The 23,799-nt window shown below is 67.4% G+C and carries 20 protein-coding genes; 2 read left to right on the top strand and 18 right to left on the bottom strand.

Going from position 1 to position 23,799, the window contains the following annotated elements:
* Positions 1–72: 72 nt before the first annotated feature.
* The 9 genes from OG394_RS37500 to OG394_RS37460 all read right to left on the bottom strand — a co-directional run bounded on the left by OG394_RS37500 (position 73) and on the right by OG394_RS37460 (position 7,768).
* Positions 73–870, bottom strand: coding sequence for a F0F1 ATP synthase subunit delta (locus OG394_RS37500; protein WP_328992055.1), 798 nt, complete (start codon positions 868–870; stop codon positions 73–75).
* A complete protein-coding gene (locus tag OG394_RS37495) occupies positions 870–1,451 on the bottom strand; it encodes a F0F1 ATP synthase subunit B (RefSeq protein ID WP_328992054.1) in 582 nt (193 codons plus the stop codon). Before OG394_RS37495 ends, OG394_RS37500 begins: the two co-directional genes overlap by 1 nt.
* Positions 1,452–1,479: 28 nt before the next feature.
* Positions 1,480–1,722 carry an ATP synthase F0 subunit C gene (gene atpE, locus OG394_RS37490; protein WP_328992053.1) on the bottom strand — a complete coding sequence of 81 codons (243 nt, stop codon included), beginning with the start codon at positions 1,720–1,722 and terminating at the stop codon, positions 1,480–1,482.
* Positions 1,723–1,796: 74 nt separating this feature from the next.
* Positions 1,797–2,582 (bottom strand): F0F1 ATP synthase subunit A, encoded by a 786-nt coding sequence (gene atpB / locus OG394_RS37485; protein WP_328992052.1) that lies wholly within the window; start codon positions 2,580–2,582, stop codon positions 1,797–1,799.
* Positions 2,583–2,649: 67 nt separating this feature from the next.
* The gene (locus OG394_RS37480; protein WP_328992051.1) at positions 2,650–2,862 is read right to left on the bottom strand and encodes an AtpZ/AtpI family protein; all 213 of its coding nucleotides are present in this window, start codon (positions 2,860–2,862) and stop codon (positions 2,650–2,652) included.
* Between the two features lie 102 nt (positions 2,863–2,964).
* The gene (locus OG394_RS37475) at positions 2,965–3,417 is read right to left on the bottom strand and encodes a hypothetical protein (protein WP_328992050.1); all 453 of its coding nucleotides are present in this window, start codon (positions 3,415–3,417) and stop codon (positions 2,965–2,967) included.
* Between the two features lie 213 nt (positions 3,418–3,630).
* Positions 3,631–4,620, bottom strand: coding sequence for a hypothetical protein (locus OG394_RS37470; protein ID WP_328992049.1), 990 nt, complete (start codon positions 4,618–4,620; stop codon positions 3,631–3,633).
* 1,087 nt (positions 4,621–5,707) lie between these two features.
* Positions 5,708–6,835, bottom strand: a complete 1,128-nt coding sequence (locus tag OG394_RS37465; RefSeq protein ID WP_328992047.1) for a glycosyltransferase family 4 protein — start codon at positions 6,833–6,835, stop codon at positions 5,708–5,710.
* Positions 6,836–7,768, bottom strand: a complete 933-nt coding sequence (locus OG394_RS37460) for an L-threonylcarbamoyladenylate synthase (protein WP_328996910.1) — start codon at positions 7,766–7,768, stop codon at positions 6,836–6,838.
* A 22-nt stretch (positions 7,769–7,790) separates the two neighbouring features.
* On the opposite strand from OG394_RS37460, the gene OG394_RS37455 reads away from it, so the two are divergent.
* Together OG394_RS37455 and OG394_RS37450 are read left to right on the top strand one after the other, a co-directional pair.
* Positions 7,791–8,807, top strand: a complete 1,017-nt coding sequence (locus tag OG394_RS37455; protein WP_328992046.1) for an adenosine deaminase — start codon at positions 7,791–7,793, stop codon at positions 8,805–8,807.
* A gap of 63 nt (positions 8,808–8,870) precedes the next feature.
* Complete coding sequence (locus tag OG394_RS37450) at positions 8,871–11,861, top strand: AfsR/SARP family transcriptional regulator (protein WP_328992045.1); 2,991 nt, start codon at positions 8,871–8,873, stop codon at positions 11,859–11,861.
* On the opposite strand, the gene prmC is transcribed toward OG394_RS37450, so the two are convergent.
* The 9 genes from prmC to argS form a co-directional block, all read right to left on the bottom strand.
* Positions 11,842–12,693: a peptide chain release factor N(5)-glutamine methyltransferase gene (prmC, locus tag OG394_RS37445; RefSeq protein ID WP_442914255.1), complete on the bottom strand. Its 852-nt coding sequence runs from the start codon at positions 12,691–12,693 to the stop codon at positions 11,842–11,844. The genes OG394_RS37450 and prmC overlap by 20 nt on opposite strands.
* Complete coding sequence (prfA, locus tag OG394_RS37440) at positions 12,690–13,766, bottom strand: peptide chain release factor 1 (protein WP_328992044.1); 1,077 nt, start codon at positions 13,764–13,766, stop codon at positions 12,690–12,692. The genes prmC and prfA overlap by 4 nt, the downstream gene beginning before the upstream one ends.
* A gap of 90 nt (positions 13,767–13,856) precedes the next feature.
* Entirely contained in the window at positions 13,857–14,063 is a 207-nt protein-coding gene (rpmE, locus tag OG394_RS37435; protein ID WP_328992043.1) for a 50S ribosomal protein L31, read from the bottom strand.
* Between the two features lie 174 nt (positions 14,064–14,237).
* A complete protein-coding gene (gene rho, locus OG394_RS37430) occupies positions 14,238–16,358 on the bottom strand; it encodes a transcription termination factor Rho (RefSeq protein WP_328992042.1) in 2,121 nt (706 codons plus the stop codon).
* A gap of 303 nt (positions 16,359–16,661) precedes the next feature.
* Complete coding sequence (gene thrB / locus OG394_RS37425; RefSeq protein ID WP_328992041.1) at positions 16,662–17,549, bottom strand: homoserine kinase; 888 nt, start codon at positions 17,547–17,549, stop codon at positions 16,662–16,664.
* A complete protein-coding gene (gene thrC / locus OG394_RS37420) occupies positions 17,546–18,616 on the bottom strand; it encodes a threonine synthase (protein WP_328992040.1) in 1,071 nt (356 codons plus the stop codon). Before thrC ends, thrB begins: the two co-directional genes overlap by 4 nt.
* A 4-nt stretch (positions 18,617–18,620) precedes the next feature.
* Entirely contained in the window at positions 18,621–19,922 is a 1,302-nt protein-coding gene (locus OG394_RS37415) for a homoserine dehydrogenase (RefSeq protein WP_328992039.1), read from the bottom strand.
* Positions 19,922–21,325 carry a diaminopimelate decarboxylase gene (gene lysA / locus OG394_RS37410; RefSeq protein ID WP_328992038.1) on the bottom strand — a complete coding sequence of 468 codons (1,404 nt, stop codon included), beginning with the start codon at positions 21,323–21,325 and terminating at the stop codon, positions 19,922–19,924. Before lysA ends, OG394_RS37415 begins: the two co-directional genes overlap by 1 nt.
* The gene (argS, locus tag OG394_RS37405) at positions 21,322–22,974 is read right to left on the bottom strand and encodes an arginine--tRNA ligase (RefSeq protein ID WP_328992037.1); all 1,653 of its coding nucleotides are present in this window, start codon (positions 22,972–22,974) and stop codon (positions 21,322–21,324) included. Before argS ends, lysA begins: the two co-directional genes overlap by 4 nt.
* Between the last annotated feature and the right edge of the window lie 825 nt (positions 22,975–23,799).

Raw genomic sequence — 23,799 nt, 5'->3', positions numbered from 1 at the left:
CGTCCCTGCTTCCTTGGCTCGTGGTGGCTCTGGGGTTTTTTCCGGCCCTCAGCGCCTTGTGGTCTGTGAGGGTCAACCCGCGATGCGCCGAGACGCCTCGTCGAGCCGTGCCGCGATGGTTCCATCGATCACGTCGTCACCGATGTCTACCCGAACGCCGCCCACGACGGACGGGTCCACGATGACGTTCAGCTGGATCTGCCGGCCGTACTGCCGGCCTAGTGCCTCGGCGAGCCTGGTGCGCTCGGCCTCGGACAGGTCCTGCGCCACCCGCACGGTCGCGATACTCGCGCTCCGCCGGGCCGCGGCAGCCGTCTGCTGGGACCGCAACGCGGCCGCCAGACTGAGACCACGACCGGCCACGGCGCGCTCGGCGAGCCGGACGGTGGTCGCGTCTGCCTTACCGGCCAGCAGACCGCGGATCAGCTCCTGGCGCTGGGCCAGGGGAATACCGCGATCGCCGAGCTTCGCGGCGAGCGCCCGCTCGGCCGCGATGATGCGCTCCAGCCGGAACAGCTGGTCCTCGAGCTCGTCGAGCTTGCGCTGACCATCGGCGTACGCCACATCGGCGTCGACGCTCAGCTTCTCGAGCGCATCGCCGAGGTCACGACTACTGCTCCACCGGCCCTCGACCGCGGCCACCACCAGGGCCAGCGCGGTGTCGGAGATCTTGCCGCGGAGCAGCTGGTCGGCCAGTCCGGTCCGGGCCGCCTTCGGGCGAGCCGGGTCGGTCAGCGCACGGCGCAGCGTTCCGTTGGAGTCGAGCAGCGTGACGACCGAGAACAGCTCGGTGCCCAGCTCCTCCGTGACGGTGCTGCCCGCCAGGGCCTCGAGGGCCCGGGCGAGCGACTCCCGCGATGCGCCGCGCATCAGCGCTCCGTTCCCACGGCCTGAGCAGCGGACTCCTGCGACTCAAGCTCGGCCAGGAAGCGCTCGACCGTACGACGCTGGCGCGCCTCGTCCTCGAGCGACTCACCGACGATGCGTCCCGCCAGCGTGGTGGCAACCGCGCCCACCTCGTGACGCAACTGCGCGACGGCCTGCGAACGCTCCGCCTCGATCTGCGTGCGCGCGTGGGTCACGATGCGCTCCGCCTCGGTGTTCGCCTGCTCGCGCATCTCCGCGATGATGACCGCACCCTGCTCGCGGGCGTCCTCACGGATCCGGGCCGCCTCCTGGCGGGCCTCGGCCAGCTGCGCGTTGTACTTCTCGAGCGCCGCCTTCGCCTCGGCCTGCGCCTGCTTGGCCTCGTTCATACCGCCTTCGATCGCCTGAGTCCGGTCGGCATAAGCCTTCTCGAACTTCGGAACGACGACCTTCGCGAAGGCAATGGCCAGCAGGATCAGGACGACGAACCCGAAAGCAACCTCGATCGGGTGCTCGGGGATGATCGGGCTCGGAGCCTCTTCCCCGCCGGCTGCGTCAGTCAGCCGGATCATTGTCGTGAACATGTCGGTGTCCTGTCAGTCAGGGGGTGAATCAGCCGGCGGTGCCGCGGAACACGAAGGCAAGGGCGATACCAATGATCGCCAGAACCTCGGTGACACCGAAGCCGATCCACGCGATCGACTGGAGCTTGCTCTGCGCCTCGGGCTGACGCGCGGTGCCGTTGATGACGGCCGCGAAGATCAGACCAACGCCGACACCCGGGCCGATTGCCGCGAGGCCGTAGCCCAGGACAGCGATGTCGCCGGTCAGTGCGAGAGCGATGTTGCTCACCATTTCAGGTGCTTCCTTTCGGTACGGATGAGATATCCGGGGTTCCGTGTACTACGGGTCTGGTGGTGCTGGCTGGATCAGTGATCCTCGGCGATGGCGCTGCCGATGTACTGCGCGGTGAGGACAGTGAAGATGTAAGCCTGGATGACCTGCACGAACAGCTCCAGGCCCGCGATCGCCAGGCCCATCAACCAGGTGATGATGCCAACACCGCCGAGAGCGATGTTGCCGCTCTCGAGGACCATGTACTCGCCGCCGAGCACGAAGACCAGCAGCAGGATGTGGCCGGCGAACATGTTCGCGAACAGTCGCAGCGACAGCGAGATCGGACGAACCACGATGTTCGAGATGAACTCGATCGGGATCATCAGCGGCATCAGCCACATCGGCACACCGGCCGGCATGGTCTGGTGCTTCAGATAGCCGAACACGCCGTGCTTACGGACGCCGACGAAGTTGTAGATGATCCAGCTCAGAAGAGCCGCACCGTAGGCCCAGCCGACATGGCTGAACGTCGGGAACTGGATCACCGGGATGGTCGCGGCGACGTTGTTCAGCAGGATGAAGTAGAAGAGGCCCATCAAGTAGGGCACGAACCTCATGTACTCATGGCTGCCGATCGCGTCGCGGGCGATCGAGTTCCGGACGAAGTTGTAGCCCAGCTCACCGGCGAACTGCAGCCGGCCCGGCACAACCGCTGCCTTGCGCGACGCCGCCCAGAAGAACCAGACGATCACGATCACGGATACGAACGCCACCAGGACTGGCTTGGTGAACCAATCCAGGCCGAACATTCCCGGCAGGTTGAAGGCCTCTGGCCCGGGCGGGGTGAATCCACCCTCGGTCGGAACGCCGGTGATCACCGGGTCTCCTTTCGCGTCGTGCTCAAGTCGTACTCAAACAAGGCGGTCTCAGTCGATCCGGAAGGGCTCAGGAGTCCCTGTACCGGAAGTAGATCAGCACTACAGCGAGCCCGGCACCGAGGACGATGCCCGCCGGAAGGAAGAACGAGGTATCGAGCCAGCGATCCAGCAGCCACCCGATGCCGGCGTACAGAACAAGTCCGCCGATCAAGTAGGACAGGACCCTCCAGCCGTCTGTCGAATTGCTCGGCGGCGGCGGTGGATCCGATTGCTGGCTCATTGGCACCCGAACGGTAGCAGTCGGCGACACGCCGGGTCACATCGGCGTCAGTGCGGTCGAACACACCACTGCGCGAGGCGGCGGAAACGCCACAGTACGTGGTCATTTCGACACCTCGTGGTCAAGGTCGTAGATCGGCACACGCAGCCGCGACCAGGCCCAGATCTCCCCCGCCATCCATGCCATCACGACCACCATCGCGGTGATGCCGAGAGCGGTGAGGTTGACGTTGCGGGCGAGCGAGTCGGAGCCGAGCGCTACGACCAGGAGTGCGCCGAACAAGGCGATCCGGCCGGTATAGGAGCCGAGGGCAACCGCAAGCTGGGTGGTCGGGCTGGTCTTTCGCGAAGCATGCAAGGCGAGAAGGCCTGCGCCAGAGAAGATGATGACCATCAGAAGGCCGAGCAACGCGCCCCAGAGCCCTTTGATCCCGGCGGCGACCGCGGCGATAGCGCTCGCGTTCACGCCGACCACGACGGCTGCGACAAGAGCGCCGCGCAACATCACCAATGCGGGATATCGCGTCGCCTGGCCGGCTACGTCTTCGGGGGCCATCTGGTGGTTCCGTCCTGCTGGCGCTCAGGTCCTAGCCAAAGCGTCGAATGGGCGGGGTCAGGGTCTCACTCTGTTTTGCTGCGTTGCTTGTGAAAACTAGCACAAAGTCGCCGCAACAGGCAAAACCAGCGCCTTCAAACCCCGCTGGTCAGGCCCACCTTATCCACACACCACGCGGACCAGTGGTCTGGTCCCCAGTCGGGCCTAGCGCGGTCACGGCAGCATGTCCAGCGTGAGCGCGCAAGCATGGATGGTCGAAGCCAATCCGCGGAGCGCGCTCGTGACCCCTGCCGGTCGCTTCCGCCACTCCACGAGGGTCCGCTCCGCACCGGGATCCCCCTGCTCCCCCGCGGCGAATACCTCAGCTCGCTCCATGAACCAGACAGCAACCAATCGATAGGCGCCGAACGCCTTATGACTCTCGTCGATCCCGCATCGATCCATCCCCGCGATCGCCGTGGCGACTTGACTTCCCACATCCAGCGAGACGGAGGCGCTCTTCTCCGGCCCGATCGCGATCCGCACTACTCCTGGGCCAGCCGTGACGGCCTCGCTGACCAGTTCCACCGGGAGCAGTGCCGGCCCGGCCTCATTCGCGAAGAGCCGGACCAGATCTTCAACCTCGCCGAGATCCCTCTCATGACCGGCCAACACACAGACGACGAGTTCGCCACTGCCACAACGCAGATCGGGATCTCTGAGCACGACATGCGGCTGGACCTGAACGGCCGCGGCGGCGCCGACCACACCCAGGCACCCCCAGATGAGGAGGTCGCCGATCCCCCTCTCATTCACGACAGACCCACCACGAGCCTTGCGTGTGACGGCACGCAGAAGCACCAGCCCTACGACCAGGCCGACGATGACCCTCAGCACGAATAGCCAGGGGTTCCATCCGACCTCACCGCCAGGTCGCTCCAGCATCCCGGTGAACGGCAGGAACTGCAGGTGATCAGTCACCACAGCCGGACCTCGCGAGATCCCCCAGAAGACGGTCGCAAGGATCACGCTCCCGATTCCAGCCCTCCGCCATCCGAGCCAAGCCTCCGCCGCGGCGCCAGCGAGAGCCGCGACCGGAATCCAGACCAACGCCGGCAGCAACATCCAGACCGGGACCGAGTCTGTCGCGGTCCGCGCCGCCCAGCCGATCATCGGCAAGAGGCCCAAAACGAAGCCGCCAAAGGCCAGCGCGACAAGCCCCACCGCAGGAACTTTGCGCCCTGTGGCAACGTCACCGACCCCCGGCAGCGCCAGTCGGCAGCGACCGGCAACGAAGGCCGATGCGAGCACGACGACCGGCAGTACGAAAGTGAGGCCTGCGGATGCAAGGCGCCCCACCTCAGACCAGGAGGCGTACCGGCTGCCGCCAGCGGACGCCACGCCGGTCAGAAGGCTCACGGAGATCGCGACAGCAATCACCGTGATTATTCGGAAGATAATCGGAATCCGCTGGTAATACACGCCCGCCACTCCTAGAGCCGATTCGCCGATCACTTACGGCAAGGACATGCTGATTTCGGCGTTGCCGAATAGCGGCTCCAGGTAATCTGGAGCCGCTATTCGGAACGTCTAATTGATCAGCAGCGCGTTGCCTTTGGCCCCTGCCAGGTGCCTCCCGCTGTACTACGCAGCTTCCCGTAGTACTCCTGGCGCCCGGTTTCCGCGCAGGGCCGGTTGGGCAGCAGAGAGAAGTTCGTGCCATTGCCGTGCGCAGTGCGCACCACCCCGTCGACGCCCCAGTAACCCCTGAAGAGCTCCAGCGTCAGACTTACGTTGTTGGTGCACCCCGTCCGGCCGCCCCTTACCCACACGTTGATCGCCGACCCCGGCGGATCGACGTAATGCACGCAGGCTTGGGCCGTCTCTGTGTTAGCCCAAGCAACCGCAGATACACCGCCGACTGCCGACGCTCCAGCAAGCACCGCGACAACAGCTCGCATAAACGGTCGTTTCATGACATGCCTCCCTTGATAGCCACCACAAAGGGCACAGTCAACCGCTCCAGCGACGCTGCTATCGCAACGTCCGGATCGATAGGTATCGCATATATTTCCCGGGCCGTTTGTGGCGGAACGTGAGAACGACAATGTCAGTCGAGATGAAAACGCAACAGATACAACTCATACAACCGACCCATACAATCAAGCGACTTTGTTGTTATCTGATGCGTCAGCAAAATCGCTCCTGCATGCGCCTCGATCCCGTACGGACCGGCCAGTGTGTGGCGCAGAGCGCCGCGCCGGGCGACCGCAGGCTGGACCAGATGTGACCACTCGCGACAGAAGAGGGGTCAGACCTTGGCTAGGGGTGGGGTGGTGGGGGTGCGGCGGTGGGGGCGGCCGGTGGTTAGGAGGATGGCGGTGATGGTGATGGCTAGGACCAGGATGACGGTCCACCAGGAGAGGAGGAGGCCTAGGACTACTACGCCGAAGGCGATGAGGGCGGTCCAGAGGTACATCAGGAGGACGGCGCGGCGGTGGGAGTGACCGCGTTGCAGGAGGCGGTGGTGGAGGTGCAGCTTGTCCGCGGCGAAGGGGGAACGGCCGGCCTTGGTACGGCGGATGTAGGCGAGCGTCAGGTCCAGCGCGGGGATGGCCAGCACGGCCACCGGCAGGATGAGCGGGAGCAGTGCGGGCAGCAGGCTCGAGCCACCGACCTCGTACGGGACGGCGTTGGGGTCCATCTGGCCGGTCAGGCTGATCGTGGAGGCCGCGAGCATCAGGCCGATCAGCAGTGAACCGGAGTCGCCCATGAAGATGCGGGCCGGCCAGAAGTTGTGCGGCAGGAACCCGAGGCAGGCACCCGCGAGGGCCGCCGTGATGAGGGTGGCGGTGGTCGCGCGGTCCAGGCCCTGCTCGACGTTCAGCAGATACGAGTAGGTGAAGAAGGCCAGTGCGCCAATCGCGGTGACACCGGCGGCCAGACCGTCCAGGCCGTCCACGAAGTTCGTCGCGTTGGTCGAGACGAGCAGGATGCCGGCGGTGACGACGGCGAGCTGTGCGAGTGGCGGCGAGAGGATGCCGCCGGGCAGGGGCAGCCAGAAGAGCTGGATGCCCTGGACGACCAGTACGCCGACCGCGAGAACCTGGCCGGCGAGTTTGGTGATCGGGTCGAGCTCGACCAGGTCGTCCACCACGCCGACCGCGCAGATGATGACGCCGCCGAGCAGGATCGCCCGGGCGTCGTGCGCGACCTGGAGGCTGTCGCCGAGGAACGGCAGCGACGACGCGACGGCGAAACCGGCGATCAGGCCGCCGAGGATCGCGACGCCGCCGAAGTACGGGATCGGGACGGCGTGCACGTCGCGGGAACGGACCTTCGCCACCGCGCCGTACCGCAGCGCGATCGTGCGCGCGATGCCGGTCAGCAGGAAGGTCGTGGCCGCGGCCACGAAGAGGACCAGCAGGTATTCGCGCACTTACTCGCCTGGCTTCGTTTCGTCGGTCTTGTCAGCGTCGGTCTTCTCAACTGCGGTCTTGGCATCTTCAGGTGCCGAGACGTCGGTCTTGGCATCGACACCTTCAGGTGCGGAGACGTCGGTCTTGGCGTCGGCGTCGTCAGGCGCCGCGACGTCGGTCTTCTTGGCATCGGGGTCGGGCGCCGGGGCGTCCGCGTCCTCAGGGGCTGAGACGTCGGCCGACGCGGATTTGTTCGCGTCCTCCACGATCTCGACCTCAGGCTCGTCTTCCGGCGCCGGGTCGCCGGGGGCGGAGATGCGGCGCACCACCTTGCGCAGGTCCTCGACGCTGAGCGCGCCGACGCGGACCACGTTCGGGATGTCGCCGGTCAGGTCGACGATGGTGGAGGGCTCGCCCTTCGGCGACACTCCCCCGTCCAGGTAGACCGCGACCGCGTCGCCCAGCTGGCGCTCCGCGTCGTACACGTCCGTGGCCGCGGGCTGCCCGCTCAGGTTGGCCGAGCTGACCGCCAGCGGCCCCGTGCGGGACAACAGCTCGCGGGTGTCGGCCTGGTCGGGAACGCGCAGCGCGACCGTGCCCTGGGTCTCCCCCAGGTCCCACATCAGCGAGGTCTGCGCGTGGCAGATCACGGTCAGCGGGCCGGGCCAGAAGGCCTTGCACAGCTCGCGACCGGCCTCGGGGATGTCGGTGGCGAGGGCGTCCATGGTGTCGACGACCGAGATCAGCACCGGCGGCGGCATGTCCCGGCCGCGGCCCTTGGTATCCAGCAGTCGTTGCACCGCCTCGGCCTTGAACGCGTCGGCGGCCAAGCCGTACACGGTGTCGGTCGGCAGGACCACCAGTTCGCCGGCCTCGATCGCGTCGACGGCAGCCGCATAGGCCGGGCCAAGCTCATCACCGGTGAAGTCATAACGCTCGCTCACGCAGTGCATCGTGCCACATAGGATCGGCGCCATGATCGCGTCTCCCACCTTCGCCGCCGGTCTGCCCAAGGCCGAGCTGCACGTGCACCACGTCGGATCCGCCACCCCCCGGATCGTGGCCGAGCTGGCTGCCCGTCATCCGTCCTCGCCGGTGCCGGTCGATCCGGAGGAACTCGCGAAGTACTTCGTCTTCACCGACTTCGCCAAGTTCATCGAGATCTACCTGAGTGTCGTCGACCTGATCCGTACGCCGGAGGACGTCCGCTTCCTCACCTACGAGGTCGCGCGCGACATGGCCGGGCAGAACATCCGGTACGCCGAGCTGACCGTGACGCCGTACACCTCGCTGCTGCGGGGGATCGCGCCGGAGGCGTTCTGCGAGGCGATCGAGGACGCGCGCGTCGCCGCGGAGAAGGAGCTCGGCGTGGTGCTGCGCTGGACCTTCGACATCCCCGGCGAGGAGGGGTTGCCCGGCGCCGAGGAGACGATGCGCATCGCGACCCAGGTGCGCCCGGACGGGCTCGTCTCGTTCGGGCTCGGCGGTCCCGAGATCGGCGTGCCGCGGCCGCAGTTCAAGCCGTACTTCGACGCCGCCCGGGCCGCTGGTCTGCACAGCGTGCCGCATGCGGGTGAGACCACCGGGCCGGAGACGATCTGGGACGCGATCCGGGTGCTCGGCGCCGAGCGGATCGGGCACGGCACCTCCGCCACCCAGGACCCGGCCCTCGTCGACCACCTCGGTGAGACCGGCATCGTGCTCGAGGTCTGCCCCACGTCGAACCTGGCCACCCAGATGGTCGCCGCCTACGAGCAGCACCCGGTCAAGGCGATGGTGGAAGCGGGGTTGACCGTCACGATCAACTCCGACGACCCGCCCATGTTCGGCACCACGCTCTCCAACGAGTACGCCGTGGCCGCGCGGCTGCTCGAGCTCGACAACGCCGGGCTGGCGGAGCTGGCCAAGGCCGCCGTGCGGGCGTCGTTCGCCGGCGACGCGGTGAAGGCCGGGCTGCTCGCCGAGATCGACGCCTATGCCCGTTCGCAGTAGATCCTGGCCGACAGGTGATATTCCGGCTGGTGTTGAACCCGGTGACTACGCAGACTTCGAACTGTGACCGAGGCGCTACGCATTGATCTGCTCGGGCCGTTGGCCGTGCGGTTCGGCGGCCGCGCCCTCGACACCGGGCCGATCCGACAGCAGGTGCTGCTGGCAGTCCTCGCGCTGCGGGCCAATCGGGTCTCCACCCCGGAGGAGCTGCTCGACGCCGTCTGGGGCGACAGCCCGCCTCCTACCGGTCTGAAGGTCATCCCGCCGTACATCTACCGAATTCGCAAGCTGTTGCCGTCAGAGGGCCTGCTGGACCGTACGCGGGATGGCTACGTGCTGCGCGTTCCAGCCGACTGTGTCGACGTGGACCGCTTCGAGGCGGCAGTGGCGGCTGTAGACCACCAGGGCGATCCAGAATGGGCTGCAGAGATGTACGGCGACGCCCTGACGCTGTTCCGGGGTGAACCGCTTAGCGGGCTTCCAGGGTCTTACCTCAGCACCCAGCGGCACCGGTTGGCAGAGCGGCGCGACAAGGTCCTGAGCGACCGGATCGACCTAGACCTGGCCAACGGTCGCCATGCGGAGGTTGTGTCGGAACTGGTCGGCCTAGTCGCCGACAGACCGCTGGACGAGCGAGTCGCGGCACAGCTCATGCTCGCGCTTTACCGCAGCGGTAGGCAGGCAGAGGCCCTTGCGAACTACGGCAAGACGCGGGCGATCCTGGTCGAGCAGCTGGGCGTGGAGCCGGGTCCGGAACTACGGGCAGCTCACGAGACGATCCTCCGCAACGACAGCCCTAAGCCGCTCGGCCGGGATGAGCTTCCGTACAGCGGTGCAGCCTTCATAGGTCGTACGACGCAACTGGCCGACGTCATCACCTCTCTACGTCCGGGTGATCGGTCTACACCACCAGTGGTGACCATCGACGGCATGGCCGGTGTCGGCAAGACCGCCCTCGCCGTACGGGCTGGACGCGAACTGGCCACCACCTATCCCGACGGCCAGCTATTCGTGGACTTGCACGGTCATTCGCCTGGGCGGGAGCCACTCGCCACTGAGAGCGCTGTCGACCACCTGTTGCGCAGTATCGGCGTACCGGCCAAGCAGATTCCGCAGGACTCTGAGGCACGTCTAGCGCTCTGGCGGTCAGAGGTCGCTGGCAAGCGCCTGCTGATCATCCTGGACAACGCACTCGACAGTGCCTCGGTCTACCCGCTCCTGCCTGGTACGCCGACCTGCGGCGTGCTGGTGACGAGTAGACGCCAACTGACGAGTCTCGACACCAGGGCCCGCCTCGCGCTCGACGTACTCGATGAGTCGGATGCGTCCGCCTTGTTGAGCCAGATCATCGGAGCGGCCCGCAGCGGCAAGGAGGCTCCAGCCGCTCTCGAACTGGTAGAGCGGTGTGGACATCTACCCCTGGCCATTCGCATCGCTGGTTCGCGGTTGCGGCATCGGCCCGCGTGGACCGTCGCACACCTCAACCAGCGGCTAGACGCCCAGGACCGACGGCTGACCGAATTGAGCGCCGACGGCAGTGGAGTCGCCTCCGCCTTCGCTGTGTCGTACGAGCAGCTCACGGCCGAACGGCAGAGCATGTTCCGCCGACTGAGCCTCATGCCCGGCAAGGACACTGACGCGTACGGCGCCGGCGCGCTGACCGCCACGCCGCCGGACGAGGCCGAGCCGGTTCTCGAGGCCTTGGTCGACGCGAATCTCCTGCTCCAGCCAGAGCCGGGCCGGTTCCAGTTCCACGACCTGCTGCGGGAGTACGCCGCACAAGTCGCACGGGCCGAGGAGTCCGACGTGGAGCGGTCTGACGCGATCTGCCGCCTCCTGGAGTACTACCTGCAGACGGTCCAGCGTTCCCTGCAACAGGTGTCGCAGGTGTTGTACGCCGACTTGTCCGACCGTCCGGCCGTTGCAGGCCCCGCTGTCGGGCCAAACCTTGAGTGGTGCGACACCGAATGGCCGAACCTGGTGGCCGCCGTCGCGCAGGCCGAGGCGATCGGCCGGGACGACCTGGCCTGGCGGCTGGCGAACGTAGTCGCGCCGTACCTGCATCGGCGGACCCGGCTGGACGAGATCGACACCGTGCTCACGATCGGCCTCGCCGCCGCGGACCGCCTCGGTGATGCCGAAGGCCGGGCGCGACTGCTGCACATCCGCGGGCACTACGGCCGGATCCGGTGTGGCGCGCGCAAGGGCATCGCCGATCTGCGCGAGGCCGCGGAGTTGTCGATCGGCGGGGATCCGGCGCTGCGAGCGCATATCCTCAGTTCGCTCGGTTATGCCACTGGCGCGATCGACGCGCGATCCGAGTGGCCCGAGCTGTTGAAGGAGTCGGTACGACTCGCTCGCAAGGTCGGGCACGAGCCGTTGGCGTCCCTGGCCCTTGGATATCTCGGCGGGCTCTATGGCGAGCAATGGGACTTCGCGAACGCCCTGACGTACTACGAGGATGCACTGGCTGCTGCCGAGCGAATCGGCAATGAGCAGCTACAACCCGATCTGCTGAACGGTATTGCCGAGTGCCACCTATGGTTCGGGCGACCGACAGAGGCGCTGCAGGCCGCTATGGCCGCTAAGACGCTCTCTATCGAGCACAAACTGGAGTACTCGCTATCGAACACGATGTCCTACCTCGGCGACGCGTACCGGCTACTGGGCGAGATGGACCTGGCAGTCGAGACTCATCAACAAGGGCTCGTCATAGCCGTCAAGAACTGCACGCACCTCGGTGAGAACTTTGCCCGCCTTCACCTCGGACGAACTCTCCTGGCGGCTGGACGTGTCGACGACAGCCAAGAGCAGTTCGAGATTGCCCTGCGTCGTACGGTGAATCAGCAGCCGCGATTAGCCGCTCAAGCGCTAGAAGGTCTCGCGGACTGTGCTGAGCACAACGACGATCCCGGCGAGGCACGGGCGCTACTACGGCAAGCCCTGATCCAGTTGGGCCAAGGCCTGCCAGTGCACGCAGAACGCCTGCAACTGCGACTAGACGGCCTCGCAGAGCGGCAAAGTTGCCGCCACCTTAGATACGACGTCCGGTGACGAAGCGGGGTTTGCCGGCCAGGTCGGGTTGATCGCGGACCTCGGCGAAGAACCCGGTCGCGGCGAAGACCGCAGGCGCGGACTCCCCCTGTACGTCGGCATGTTCGCAGCCGAACCAGCCGCCCGGTTTCAGCAATCGCCCAGCCGTCGCGGCGACCACCTTGATCGCGTCGAGGCCGTCATCCCCCGACCACAGCGCCAGCGCCGGATCGTGATCCCGGGCCTCGGTGGCGACGGACTCCCACGCGGTCAACGGGATGTACGGCGGGTTGGCGATCACCGCATCCACCTGGCCGTTGAGCTCCGGCAGGCAGCCATCGATATCGCCTTCGTGCAGGATCGCGCCCGTCCCGGCCAGGTTCCGCCGAGCCCAGACGCAGGCGTCCGCTGAGAGCTCGACCGCGTGCACGGTGCTGTCGGGCCGCTCCGTCGCGACGGCGCCGGCGATCGCGCCCGAACCCGAACAGAGGTCGACCACCAGCGGGTTCTCGACGCCCACCAGCCGGTCGAGGATCCAGCCGACCATCACCTCGGTCTCGGGACGCGGCACGAAAACGCCCGGGCCGACGGCCAGCTCGCGGTACCGGAAGGCCGCCGTACCAAGGAGGTGCTGCAACGGCTCACGCTGCGCGCGGCGGGCCACCAGCGCGTCGTACACCTCGAGCTGGGCGGAAGTCGGCGCGGCCAGAACGAGATTGCCGCGAGTGGTGCCGAGTACGAAGGCGAGCAACTCCGCCGCGTCGTACTCCGGAGAACCGACGCCGCCGGCCCGCAGCCGCTCGGCGGCATCGGCCAGCAGAGCACGCGGCGGGATCACTTCGGGCGCGGTCACTTCGGGGCGACCGCGGCCAGTCGCTCGGCCAGGTCCGCCTCGGTCAGGGCCTGGATCACCGGGGCGAGCTCGCCGCCGAGGACCTGGTCCAGGTTGTGCGTCTTGAACCCGACCCGGTGATCGGAAAAACGGTTCTCCGGGTAGTTGTACGTCCGGACCCGCTCGGACCGGTCGACCGTACGGATCTGGAGCCGGCGCGCGTCCGAGGCCTCCTGGTTCGCGGCCTCCTGCGCGGCGGCGAGCAGCCTGGACCGGAGGATGCGCATGGCCTGTTCGCGGTTCTGCAGCTGGGACTTCTCGTTCTGGCAGGACACCACGATGCCGGTCGGCAGGTGCGTGATGCGCACCGCCGAGTCGGTCGTGTTGACGCTCTGGCCGCCGGGACCGGAGGACCGGAACACGTCGATCCGCAGGTCATTGACGTCAACCTCGACATCGACGTCCTCGGCCTCGGGCAGCACCAGTACGCCGGCCGCGGACGTGTGGATCCGGCCCTGCGACTCGGTCACCGGCACCCGCTGCACCCGGTGCACGCCGCCCTCGAACTTCAACTTCGCGTACGGCGCTTCGCCCGGCTCGGGCACGCCCTTGGCCTTCACCGCGACAGTGACCGACTTGTAGCCGCCCAGATCGGAATCCGCGGCGTCGAGCACCTCGGTCTTCCAGCCCTGGTTCTCGGCGTACTTCAGGTACATCTTGAGCAGATCGCCCGCGAACAGCGCCGACTCGTCGCCACCCTCGCCGGCCTTGATCTCGAGGATCGCGTCCTTGTCGTCGCCCGGATCGCGCGGCACCAGCAGCATCTGCAGCTTCTCGGCCAGCTCCTCGCGGCGCGTGGTCAGCCGGATCGCCTCTTCGGCGAAACTCTCGTCCTCGGACGCCAGCTCCTTCGCGGCCTCGATGTCATCGGCCGTCTGCAACCACTCGGTGTAGGCGCGCACGATCGGCGCCAGCGCCGCATAACGCTTGCCGACCTGACGGGCGACGGCCTGGTCGGAGTGCAGCTCGGGATCCGACATCCGCTTCTCGAGCTCGGCGTACTCGTCCTTCAGCGCTTCGACAGCCTCGAACATCTCTCCCGCACCACCTTCCATAGGTCAGCAAAAACACGCAAACGGCGCCGGTCCCGAACCGTGAGGCTCAGGACCGGCGCCGGAAGTCAGCTACTTCTTGGCGTAACGCTTCTCGAAGCGAGCAACCCGGCCACCGGTGTCGAGGATCTTCTGCTTACCGGTGTAGAAGGGGTGGCACTGCGAGCACACGTCAGCGTGAATGCTGCCGCTCTCAGCCGTCGAGTGCGTCGTGAACGTCGAGCCACAGGTGCAGGTCACCGTGGTCGCGACGTAGGTCGGGTGGATGTCGCTCTTCATGGATCTCCTAGGTCTTAGGCGGCCCGGGTCGTCAACGGACGCCGACGTGAACCGGAACCAACAGACAAGTCTGCCACTTCCCCACCCAACACCACCAATCGGCCCCCTATTCCAGGCAACACAAACGGGCCCGCCGACTCCGGAGAGTAGGCGGGCCCGTTTGTATCAGTAACTTCAGCTGCCGTCGTCGGTGCTTCGACCACCGTTGCCCGAGGTGGGCGTGGTCTTGTTCACCTGCATCAGGAACTCGATGTTCGACTTTGACTCCTTGAGCTTGCCGATCAGCAGCTCGAGCGCGGCCTGGCCGTCGAGTGCGGACAGCACCCGGCGCAGCTTCCAGGTAACAGCCGTCTCGTCCTTGCTCATCAGCAGCTCTTCGCGGCGGGTACCGGAGGCGACCACGTCGATGGCCGGGAAGATCCGGCGATCGGCGAACTCGCGGCGGAGCCTCAGCTCCATGTTTCCGGTGCCCTTGAACTCCTCGAAGATGACCTCGTCCATCTTGGAGCCGGTCTCGATCAGCGCCGTCGCGAGAATGGTGAGCGAGCCACCGTCCTCGATGTTGCGGGCCGCACCGAAGAACCGCTTCGGCGGGTACAGCGCGGACGAGTCGACACCACCGGACAGGATCCGGCCGCTGGCCGGGGCCGCGATGTTGTACGCGCGGCCGAGCCGGGTGATCGAGTCGAGCAGGACGACCACGTCGTGGCCGAGCTCGACCAGGCGCTTGGCCCGCTCGATCGCCAGTTCGGCGACGGTGGTGTGGTCATCGGCCGGCCGGTCGAAGGTGGAGGCGATGACCTCACCCTTGACCGTGCGCTGCATGTCGGTGACCTCTTCAGGCCGCTCGTCGACGAGCACGACCATCAGGTGCACTTCGGGGTTGTTCGTGGTGATCGCGTTGGCGAGTGCCTGCAGCACCATCGTCTTACCGGCCTTCGGCGGCGAGACGATCAGACCACGCTGGCCCTTACCGATCGGGCTGACGATGTCGACGATCCGGGTGACCAGAATGTTCGACTCGGTCTCCAGGCGCAGCCGCTCCGAGGCGTACAACGGGGTGAGCTTGTTGAAGTCCTGGCGGTGCTTCGCGGCCTCCGGGTCGGACCCGTTGACCGTGTCGATCCGCACCAGCGGGTTGAACTTCTCCTTGCGCTCGCCGTCCTTCGGCTGCTTGACCGCACCGGTGATCGCGTCACCCTTGCGCAGGCCGTAGCGCTTGACCATCGACAGCGCGACATACACATCGTTCGGGCCGGGCAGGTAGCCGCTGGTCCGGACGAAGGCGTAGTTGTCGAGCACGTCGAGGATGCCCGCGGCGGGAACCAGGACGTCGTCCTCGTTGACCACCGGCTCCTGCTCGTACCGCTCGTTGCGGCCGCCGCGGCTGCGCTCGTTGCGCTCGGTGCGGCCACCGGTCTGCGGGGCACCGCCGCCATCGCGGTTGCGATCCCGGTCGCGGCCCCGGCGACGACGCCGACGGCCATCGCCGTCCTCGCCACCGTCGCGGTTGTCCTGGTTGCGGTCACGGCTTTCGGTGTTCCGGCCGGCATCGCGGTTGCGATCCTGGTTCCGGTCACGACCGTCCTGACCACCACGCTGCGCCTCGCCACGCTCGGCGCCCTGCGTCTCACCCCGGCCCTCAGCGCGACCCTCGGTCCGCTGCTCAGTGCGCTCGGCGGTCCGCTGCTCAGTGCGGCGGGAATCAGTGCGCTGCGAGTCGCGGTTACGGCTGCGCTCACCACGAGTCTGCTCGCCGCGGTCCTGGCCACCCTCGCGGGCTTCACCACTCTCGACCTGGCTCTCGGCCGTCTTCGGCTCAGCCACCTCGGCCCGGGCCTGCTCAACCGGAGCGGCCTCGGTAGCGGCGGCCTGGGCACGCTCGCCACGGGTCCGGCCGTTCTCCCGCCGACTGTTCCCGGCAGTGTTCTCACCGTCGTTCTTCCGAGCCTCGGCGCGGGCCTCGGTGCGGGCCTCGGCGCGGGTCTCAGCCTTCGCTGCCTTCGCCACCACCGGCTCGGCGACCGCCTCGTCCAGGGTCGGCTGGCTCGACTTCGCCCGGCTTGTGGCCGGGGCCGAACCGCCACCCGACTGGGCGGCCTTGATCGCCTCGATGAGCTGGCCCTTGCGCAGCGCGCCGGTGCCCTTGATGCCCAGCGTGCCGGCGAGCTGCTTCAGCTCGGGCAGCAGCATTCCCTCGAGGCCGCCGCCAGCCTTCCGGCGACGCGCGGGCGTCTCACCGGCAGCGGACGACGAGGCGCCGACCGCGCTGGAGGCTTCAACAGTTTCTGTCACGTGAGGTCCTTCCCACACGGATGGACGATGTCCTCAGGTTCATCGCCCGGAATCATCACCCACGACCTCGAAACGGGTACGTGGGCATAGAGGCTCTCGCGGAAGATCTGGTCCCCTGGAACCACTGACGCAGGCGGCGTCAGGAATTCATAGGAGATCGCCACCGAACACCATGGTGCCGGGACAAGGCCCGGATCGTGGCGAGAGTTCACCGATCACCTGGAGGGGATCGGGTGAGTCGAGACTAGCACTACAGAAGGCCAACAACACGACTCGAGGGGTACAACGCGTGTCATCGATTGATCATTCCCGATCGGCGGCACGGGCCTCCGACCAGACCTGTGCACCCACTGGATCAATTCCGCACCGCAGCACGGTCCAGCCCTCCGGCGGCTCCAGCGTGGCCTCCCCCAACACCAGCACAGTCGGACCGGCACCACTGACGATCGCCGCCTGACCGTTGTCGCGCAGCTTTCTGATCAGGGCCAGGCTTTCGGGCATCGCGGGTGCCCGGTATTCCTGGTGCAACCGGTCCTCGGTCGCGGTCAGCAACAGGTCTGGCCGGGTGGTCAGGGCCGCCACGAGCAGCGCGGCCCTACCCGCGTTCGCCGCCGCGTCGCCATGCGAGACCTGCTCCGGCAGCAGACCGCGCGCCACCTCGGTCGACAGTGGTGTGGATGGCACATAACCAGTGACAGAAAGGCTTTCGGCCGGGTCGAGCCGTACGGCGCGACCGGCCACACCATCCACCCACGCGATCGTGAATCCGCCATAAACCGCGGCCGCGACGTTGTCCGGATGGCCTTCCAGTTCGTTCGCGAGTTCGAGCACTTTCGGGTGGTCCAGCGGAGTACCGGTCAGACCATAGGCGGCAGCGATACCGCCCACGATCGCGGCCGCCGACGACCCGAGCCCACGGCCGTGCGGGATGTGGTTCGTGCAGTGCAGGTCGAACCCGCCCACTGACGCACCAAGGGACGATAAGCCCGCGCGGATGGCCCGGACGACGAGGTGCGACTCGTCCCGCGGTACGGCGTCCGCGCCCTCGCCCGTGACCTCAACGGAGAGGCCCGAGGCGCGCGGCACCACGGTCAGTTCGTCGTACAGCTCGAGGGCCAGGCCGAAGGCGTCGAAGCCGGGACCGAGGTTCGCGCTGGTGGCGGGAACGCGGACCCGGACGACCGGGCTCATACCAGTCCGGCGACGCGGGCGACGGCGTCGGTCTCGGCCGGGGTGACCGGTGCGTCCACTCCATCCGGTACGGCGTACGCGAGGGCGGTGTCGGTGTCCTTCAGGCCGTGCCCGGTGACGGTGATGACGATCGTCTGGCCTCCGTCGAGACGTCCGGCGGCCTTGGTCGCTAGCAGCCCGGCGACGCCTGCGGCCGAGGCGGGCTCGACGAAAACGCCTTCTTTACCGGCGAGTTCGCGCTGGGCCGAGAGGATCTGCTCGTCGGTGACGGCCTCGATCCGGCCGCCCGACTCGTCCCGCGCGGCCTCGGCGAGTTTCCACGAGGCGGGGTTGCCGACGCGGATGGCGGTCGCCTGCGTGTCCGGCTTGTCCACCACGTGACCGCGCACGATCGGCGCCGCGCCCTCGGCCTGGAATCCCCACATCTGCGGGGTTTTCGAGGCGAGTTTGTCCTTCGCGTATTCGTTGTAGCCCTTCCAGTACGCGGCGATGTTGCCCGCGTTCCCGACCGGCAGCAGGTGCAGGTCCGGCGCGTCCCCGAGGGCGTCGCACACCTCGAAGGCGGCGGTCTTCTGCCCTTCCAGGCGGACCGGATTGACCGAGTTCACCAGGGCGACCGGGTAGTTCTTGCCGAGTTCGCGCACGATCCGCAGGCAGTCGTCGAAGCTGCCGTCGATCGAGACCAGCTGCGCGCCGTGCACGATCGCCTGCGCGAGCTTGCCCTTCGCGATCCGGCCGGCCGGAATCAGCACTAACGGCAACAGACCCGCCCGTACGGCGTACGCGGCAGCTGAAGCGGACGTGTTGCCTGTCGAGGCGCAGACGACGGCCTTGTCCCCTGCCTGCGCGGCCAGGGAGATCGCGACGGTCATCCCGCGGTCCTTGAACGAACCGGTCGGGTTGTTGCCCTCGACCTTGAGCCAGACCTCGCACCCGGTCTGCTCGCTGAGCCATTGCGCGGCCACCAGCGGCGTACCACCCTCCCCCAGCGTCACCACGGGAGTGTCGGTCGAAACCGGCAATCGGTCTCGGTACTCCTCGATGACGCCACGCCACTGGTGAACCATGGTCTTACTCTCCTTCAACCCGCATGACACTGCTGACTTCCCGCACGATGTCCATATCCCGCAGGGCCTCCACGGTCGCGGACAACGCGGCGTCACTGGCGGTGTGGGTGACCACGACGAGCTGCGCGTCACCACCCCGGCCCTCCTGGCGCACGGTCTGGATCGACACGCCGTGCTCGGAGAACGCAAAGGCCACCGCCGCGAGCACACCGGCCTTGTCGGCCACGTCCAGCGACACGTGATAGCGGGTCTGGGTATCCCCCATCGGGCGCACGGCCCGCTGGGTGTACGACGACTCGCCGACCCCCGGCACTCCCTTGAGCCGGTTGCGCGCGGCGGACACCAGATCCCCGAGGACAGCACTGGCCGTCGGGGCGCCGCCGGCACCACGACCATAGAACATCAGCTGGCCGGCCGCTTTGGATTCAACGAAAACGGCGTTGTACGCGTCCCGCACCGACGCCAGCGGATGGCTCAGCGGGATCATCGCCGGATGCACGCGGGCGCTGACCGAATCGGTCTCCGGGTCGAGCTCGCAGATGGCCAGCGACTTGACCACGCAGCCCATTTCACGCGCCGACGCGATATCCGTCGCGGACACCTCGGTGATGCCCTCGCGATGCACGTCGGCGATGGAAACCCTTGTGTGGAAGGCCAAACTCGCCAGGATCGCCGCCTTCGCCGCGGCGTCGAACCCCTCGATATCCGCAGTCGGATCGGCCTCGGCGTACCCCAGGGCCTGGGCCTCTTCGAGCGCCTCGTCGAACCCGGCGCCGGTCGAGTCCATCTTGTCGAGGATGTAGTTCGTGGTGCCGTTGACAATGCCCATCACCTTGGTGACGTCATCCCCCGCGAGCGATTCACGCAACGGGCGCAGGATCGGGATCGCGCCCGCGACGGCCGCCTCGTAGTACAGGTCCCGCTGGTACTTCTCGGCCGCGGCGAACAGCGTGCTGCCGTCCTCGGCGAGCAGGGCCTTGTTCGCGCTGATCACCGAGGCGCCGTTCTCCAGCGCGGTGAGGATGAGCGTGCGGGCCGGCTCGATCCCGCCGATCACCTCGATCACCAGGTCGATGTCCTCGCGCGAGACCAGCGCGTGTGCGTCGGTGGTGATCAGCGACTCGTCGACGCGGATATCGCGAACCCGCCCGGCACGACGTACGGCGATGCCGGCGATCTCCAGGCGGGCGCCGACCCGGGCGGCCAGGTCGTCCGCCTGGTCGGTGAGGATCCGGACCACCTCGGTCCCGACCACACCACAGCCGAGCAGGGCCACTTTTAAGGGTTTCACCGTACCGTGACTCATCACTGCACTCCCATGTCCAATGCGAGCAGGTCGTCCTCGGTCTCCCGGCGTACGACGACTCGCGCCTGCCCGTCCCGCACGGCGATCACCGGCGGGCGCGGTACGTGGTTGTAGTTGCTCGCCATCGACCGGCAATAGGCCCCGGTGCCCGGTACGGCGAGGAGATCGCCCGGGCGGACGTCGGACGGCAGGAACTCGTCCTTCACCACGATGTCACCCGATTCGCAGTGCTTGCCGACGACGCGGGCCAACGTGGGCTCCGCCTCGGAACGACGCCCGGCCAGCGTGCACGAGTAGTCCGCGTCGTACAGGGCGGTCCGGATGTTGTCGCTCATCCCGCCGTCCACCGAGACGTACGTCCGGGAGGCACCGGCGTCGAGCTCGACCTCCTTGACCGTGCCCACCTCGTACACCGTGCAGACGGCAGGCCCGACGATCGCGCGACCCGGCTCGATCGAGACCCGCGGTACGTCAACGCCGAACGCCTTGCACTCGTGCTCGACGATCTTGCCGAGCTCGGTGGCGAGCTGGTGCGGGTCGGACGGATCGTCCTGGGTGGTGTAGGCGATACCGAAACCGCCGCCCAGGTCCAGCTCGGGCATATCGACGCCGAGCTCCTCGGAAACCCTTGCGTGCAAGGCGAGTACGCGCTTTGCGGCGACCTCGAACCCGGACGAGTCGAAGATCTGCGACCCGATGTGCGAGTGCAACCCGAGCAGCTTCAGCCCCTCCGCCCGCTGGACCCGGTTGATCGCCTCGAAGCCGTCGCCCGACGTGATCGAGAAGCCGAACTTCTGGTCCTCGTGCGCGGTCGCGATGTACTCGTGGGTGTGCGCCTCGACGCCCGCGGTGACGCGGACCATCACCGGTGCGACCAGACCACGCTCGACCGCGAGAGCGTCCAGGCGCTCGATCTCGTGGAAGCTGTCGACGATGATCCGGCCGACGCCCGCCTCGAGCGCGCGGGTCAACTCGCTGACCGACTTGTTGTTGCCGTGGAACCCGAGCCGGGCCGGATCCGCGCCCGCGCGCAAGGCGGTCGCGAGCTCACCACCCGAGCAGATGTCGAGGTTGAGCCCTTCCTCCATCACCCAGCGCACGACCGTCGTACAGAGAAAGGCCTTGCCCGCGTAGAAGACGTCGAAGTCCTTGAAGCCTTCCTTAAAGGCCCGAGCGCGGGCGCGGAAGTCGGCCTCGTCCAGCACGTACGCCGGGCTGCCGTGCTCTGCGACCAATTGCCGTACGTCGAGGCCGCCGATCTCCAGCGCGCCATCGGCGTTCTTCAGCGCGGTCATCGACCAGAGCGGCTTGACCAGCTCGTTGGCGTCTCGCGGCGCGCGCAACCAGGCCGGACCGCGGTGACCGAGGTCCGCGTGCAGCGCGCCCGCCTCGTGCGCCCTCACATCCGCTCCGGAGCGGAGACGCCGAGCAGGTCGAGCCCGTTGGCGAGCACGGTCTTGGTGGCGGAGACCAGGGTGAGACGAGCCTTGTGCACCGGCTCCACCTCCTCGTCACCGCGCGGAAGCACCCGGCAACTGTCGTAGAACTTGTGGAACCGCGAGGCCGTGTCCTCCAGGTAGCGCGCGATCCGGTGCGGCTCGCGCAGCTCGGCGGCCGTCGCCACGATCCGCGGGAACTCGGCCAGCGCGCGGAGCAGGTCGCCCTCGCGGTCGTGGTTCAGCAGGCCCGGGTCGAACTCGTCCAGCTTGATGCCGAGATCGGACGCGTTGCGCAGGATCGAGGCCAGCCGTGCGTGCGCGTACTGCACGTAGTAGACCGGGTTCTCGCTGACCTGGCGGGTCATCTCCTCGATGTCCAGCGTCAGCGGCGAGTCCACCGGATAGCGGCACAGCGTGTAGCGCAGCGGGTCGACGCCGCCCTCCTCGACCAGCTCGGCCAGCGTGACGATGGTGCCGGCCCGCTTGGACAGCTTCATCTCCTCGCCACCCTTGAGGATCTTCACCAGCTGGCCGATCAGGATCTCGATGTTGTGCTCGGGGTCGTCACCGGCGCAGGCCGCGATCGCCTTGAGACGATTCACGTAGCCGTGGTGGTCCGCGCCGAGCAGGTAGATACAGACGTCGAAACCGCGCTCGCGCTTGTTGATGTAGTACGCCGCGTCGGAGGCGAAGTACGTCGGTTCGCCGCCGGTCCGGATCAGCACCCGGTCCTTGTCGTCGGTGAAGTCGGTGGTCCGCATCCAGAGCGCCTCGTCGGCCTCATACAGATGGCCCTGCTCGCGGAGCTTCTCGATGGCGTGCGGTACGCCGCCTTGCTCGTGCAGGCTGCGCTCGGAGAACCAGACGTCGAAGCTCGTCCGGAAGTGCTCGAGCTGGCCCTGCTGCTCCTTGAGCTGCAGCTGATACCCGGCCTCGCGGAACGCGGTCTGCGGGTCTTCGTTGGTCAGGATGTCGGGGTTCTCGGCGAGGATGCGCTGGGCGAGGTCGTGGATGTACTCGCCGTGGTAACCGTCTTCCGGCACCGGCTCGCCCTTGGCGGAGGCGAACAGCGAGGCGCCGAACTTCTCCATCTGGGCGCCACGGTCGTTCACGTAGAACTCGCGGCTGACGTCCGCGCCTGCCGCGATCAGCACCCGGGCCAGCGCGTCGCCGACGGCGGCCCAGCGGGTGTGCCCGAGGTGCAGCGGGCCAGTCGGGTTGGCCGAGATGAACTCGAGGTTGATCTTCTGGCCGTGGAGCGAGTCGCTGGTGCCGTACTTCTCCCCGGCCTCCAGAATCGCCGAGGCGATCTTGCCCTGGGCGTCGGCCGCCACGCGGATGTTGATGAACCCCGGCCCGGCGATCTCCACCGCCGTGATGGACGGATCATCGCTCAACCGAGCCGCCAGCAGCTCCGCGAACTGGCGCGGCGCCATACCGGCCTTCTTACCGAGCTGCATCGCCACGTTGGTCGCGTAGTCGCCATGCTCGGGATTCTTGGGGCGCTCCACCTTGAGCTCGGCCGGCAAACCGCCCTCGACGGTGAGCGTGCCATCGTCGACCAGGGTGGTCAGGGCCTGCAGGATCGTGGTAGCGAGCTGTTCCGGGGTCACCGGCCAAGCCTAACGGCGTCCATCCCGTGCTCTGGACAGGGTTTCCGTTCCCTGGTCACACCTTGCCCCTGGTTTTACGTCCCCAAGGCGGGTGCGGTGCCTATTCTTCCGGTTTCCGGCCGTGTTGACCGTCCACCAGGTGGTCGGTTCGGGGTGTTCCGCGGGGTCTTCGGGTGCACCCGGCCCCCTGAGTCTTGCGAATTGTCAGGCCGGCTATCAGGGGGCCGGGTGAGGTCTGGCCGGGTCGGGTCTGGCCGGGTTGTGGACGGCCAGGACCACGCGGTGCTCGTTTTCACGCCGATTCAGGCTGTTTCGGGTCACCGCGTGGTCCTGGCGGTCCGCCGACGCGTCGAGTTGTGGCCTTTGGCGGCCAGCAAGGCCTTTCCGGCACCACAATCCACGACTCGACGCGCACCAACGACCGCAAACGCAGCTTCCTGAGCGGACTGGACGTATTTCGGCCCGAGAAACGTCCAGTCCGCTCAGGAAGCGCCCCGAATTCGTGCGCCTAGGCAGTGGCTAGCCACTCCGAAGGTGGGTTACCACCTCGGAATCCGAGGTGGTAACCCCACCGCGCGATGGCTAGCCACTCGCACGCCCAGGCGTCGACGCAACGCGAGACGTCCAACCCGGTCATACCTCACCCGTCCCCTGAGATAGCCCGCCGCACTTGGTGGACCCGGGCCGGGTCAAGGGCGCGCATGCGTCGGCGCTAGCCGATGAAACCCTTGACGCGGCCCGGGTCCACCAGACACTTCGCAAGACCTCAGGGGACGGGTGCACCCAACACCACCGGGCCGAAGTCGATACCGGGCGGACGCGGGC

The sequence above is a fragment of the Kribbella sp. NBC_01245 genome, from assembly GCF_036226525.1.
In the GTDB taxonomy this organism is placed as follows: domain Bacteria; phylum Actinomycetota; class Actinomycetes; order Propionibacteriales; family Kribbellaceae; genus Kribbella.
This window is presented reverse-complemented; position numbering and strand designations above follow the sequence as displayed.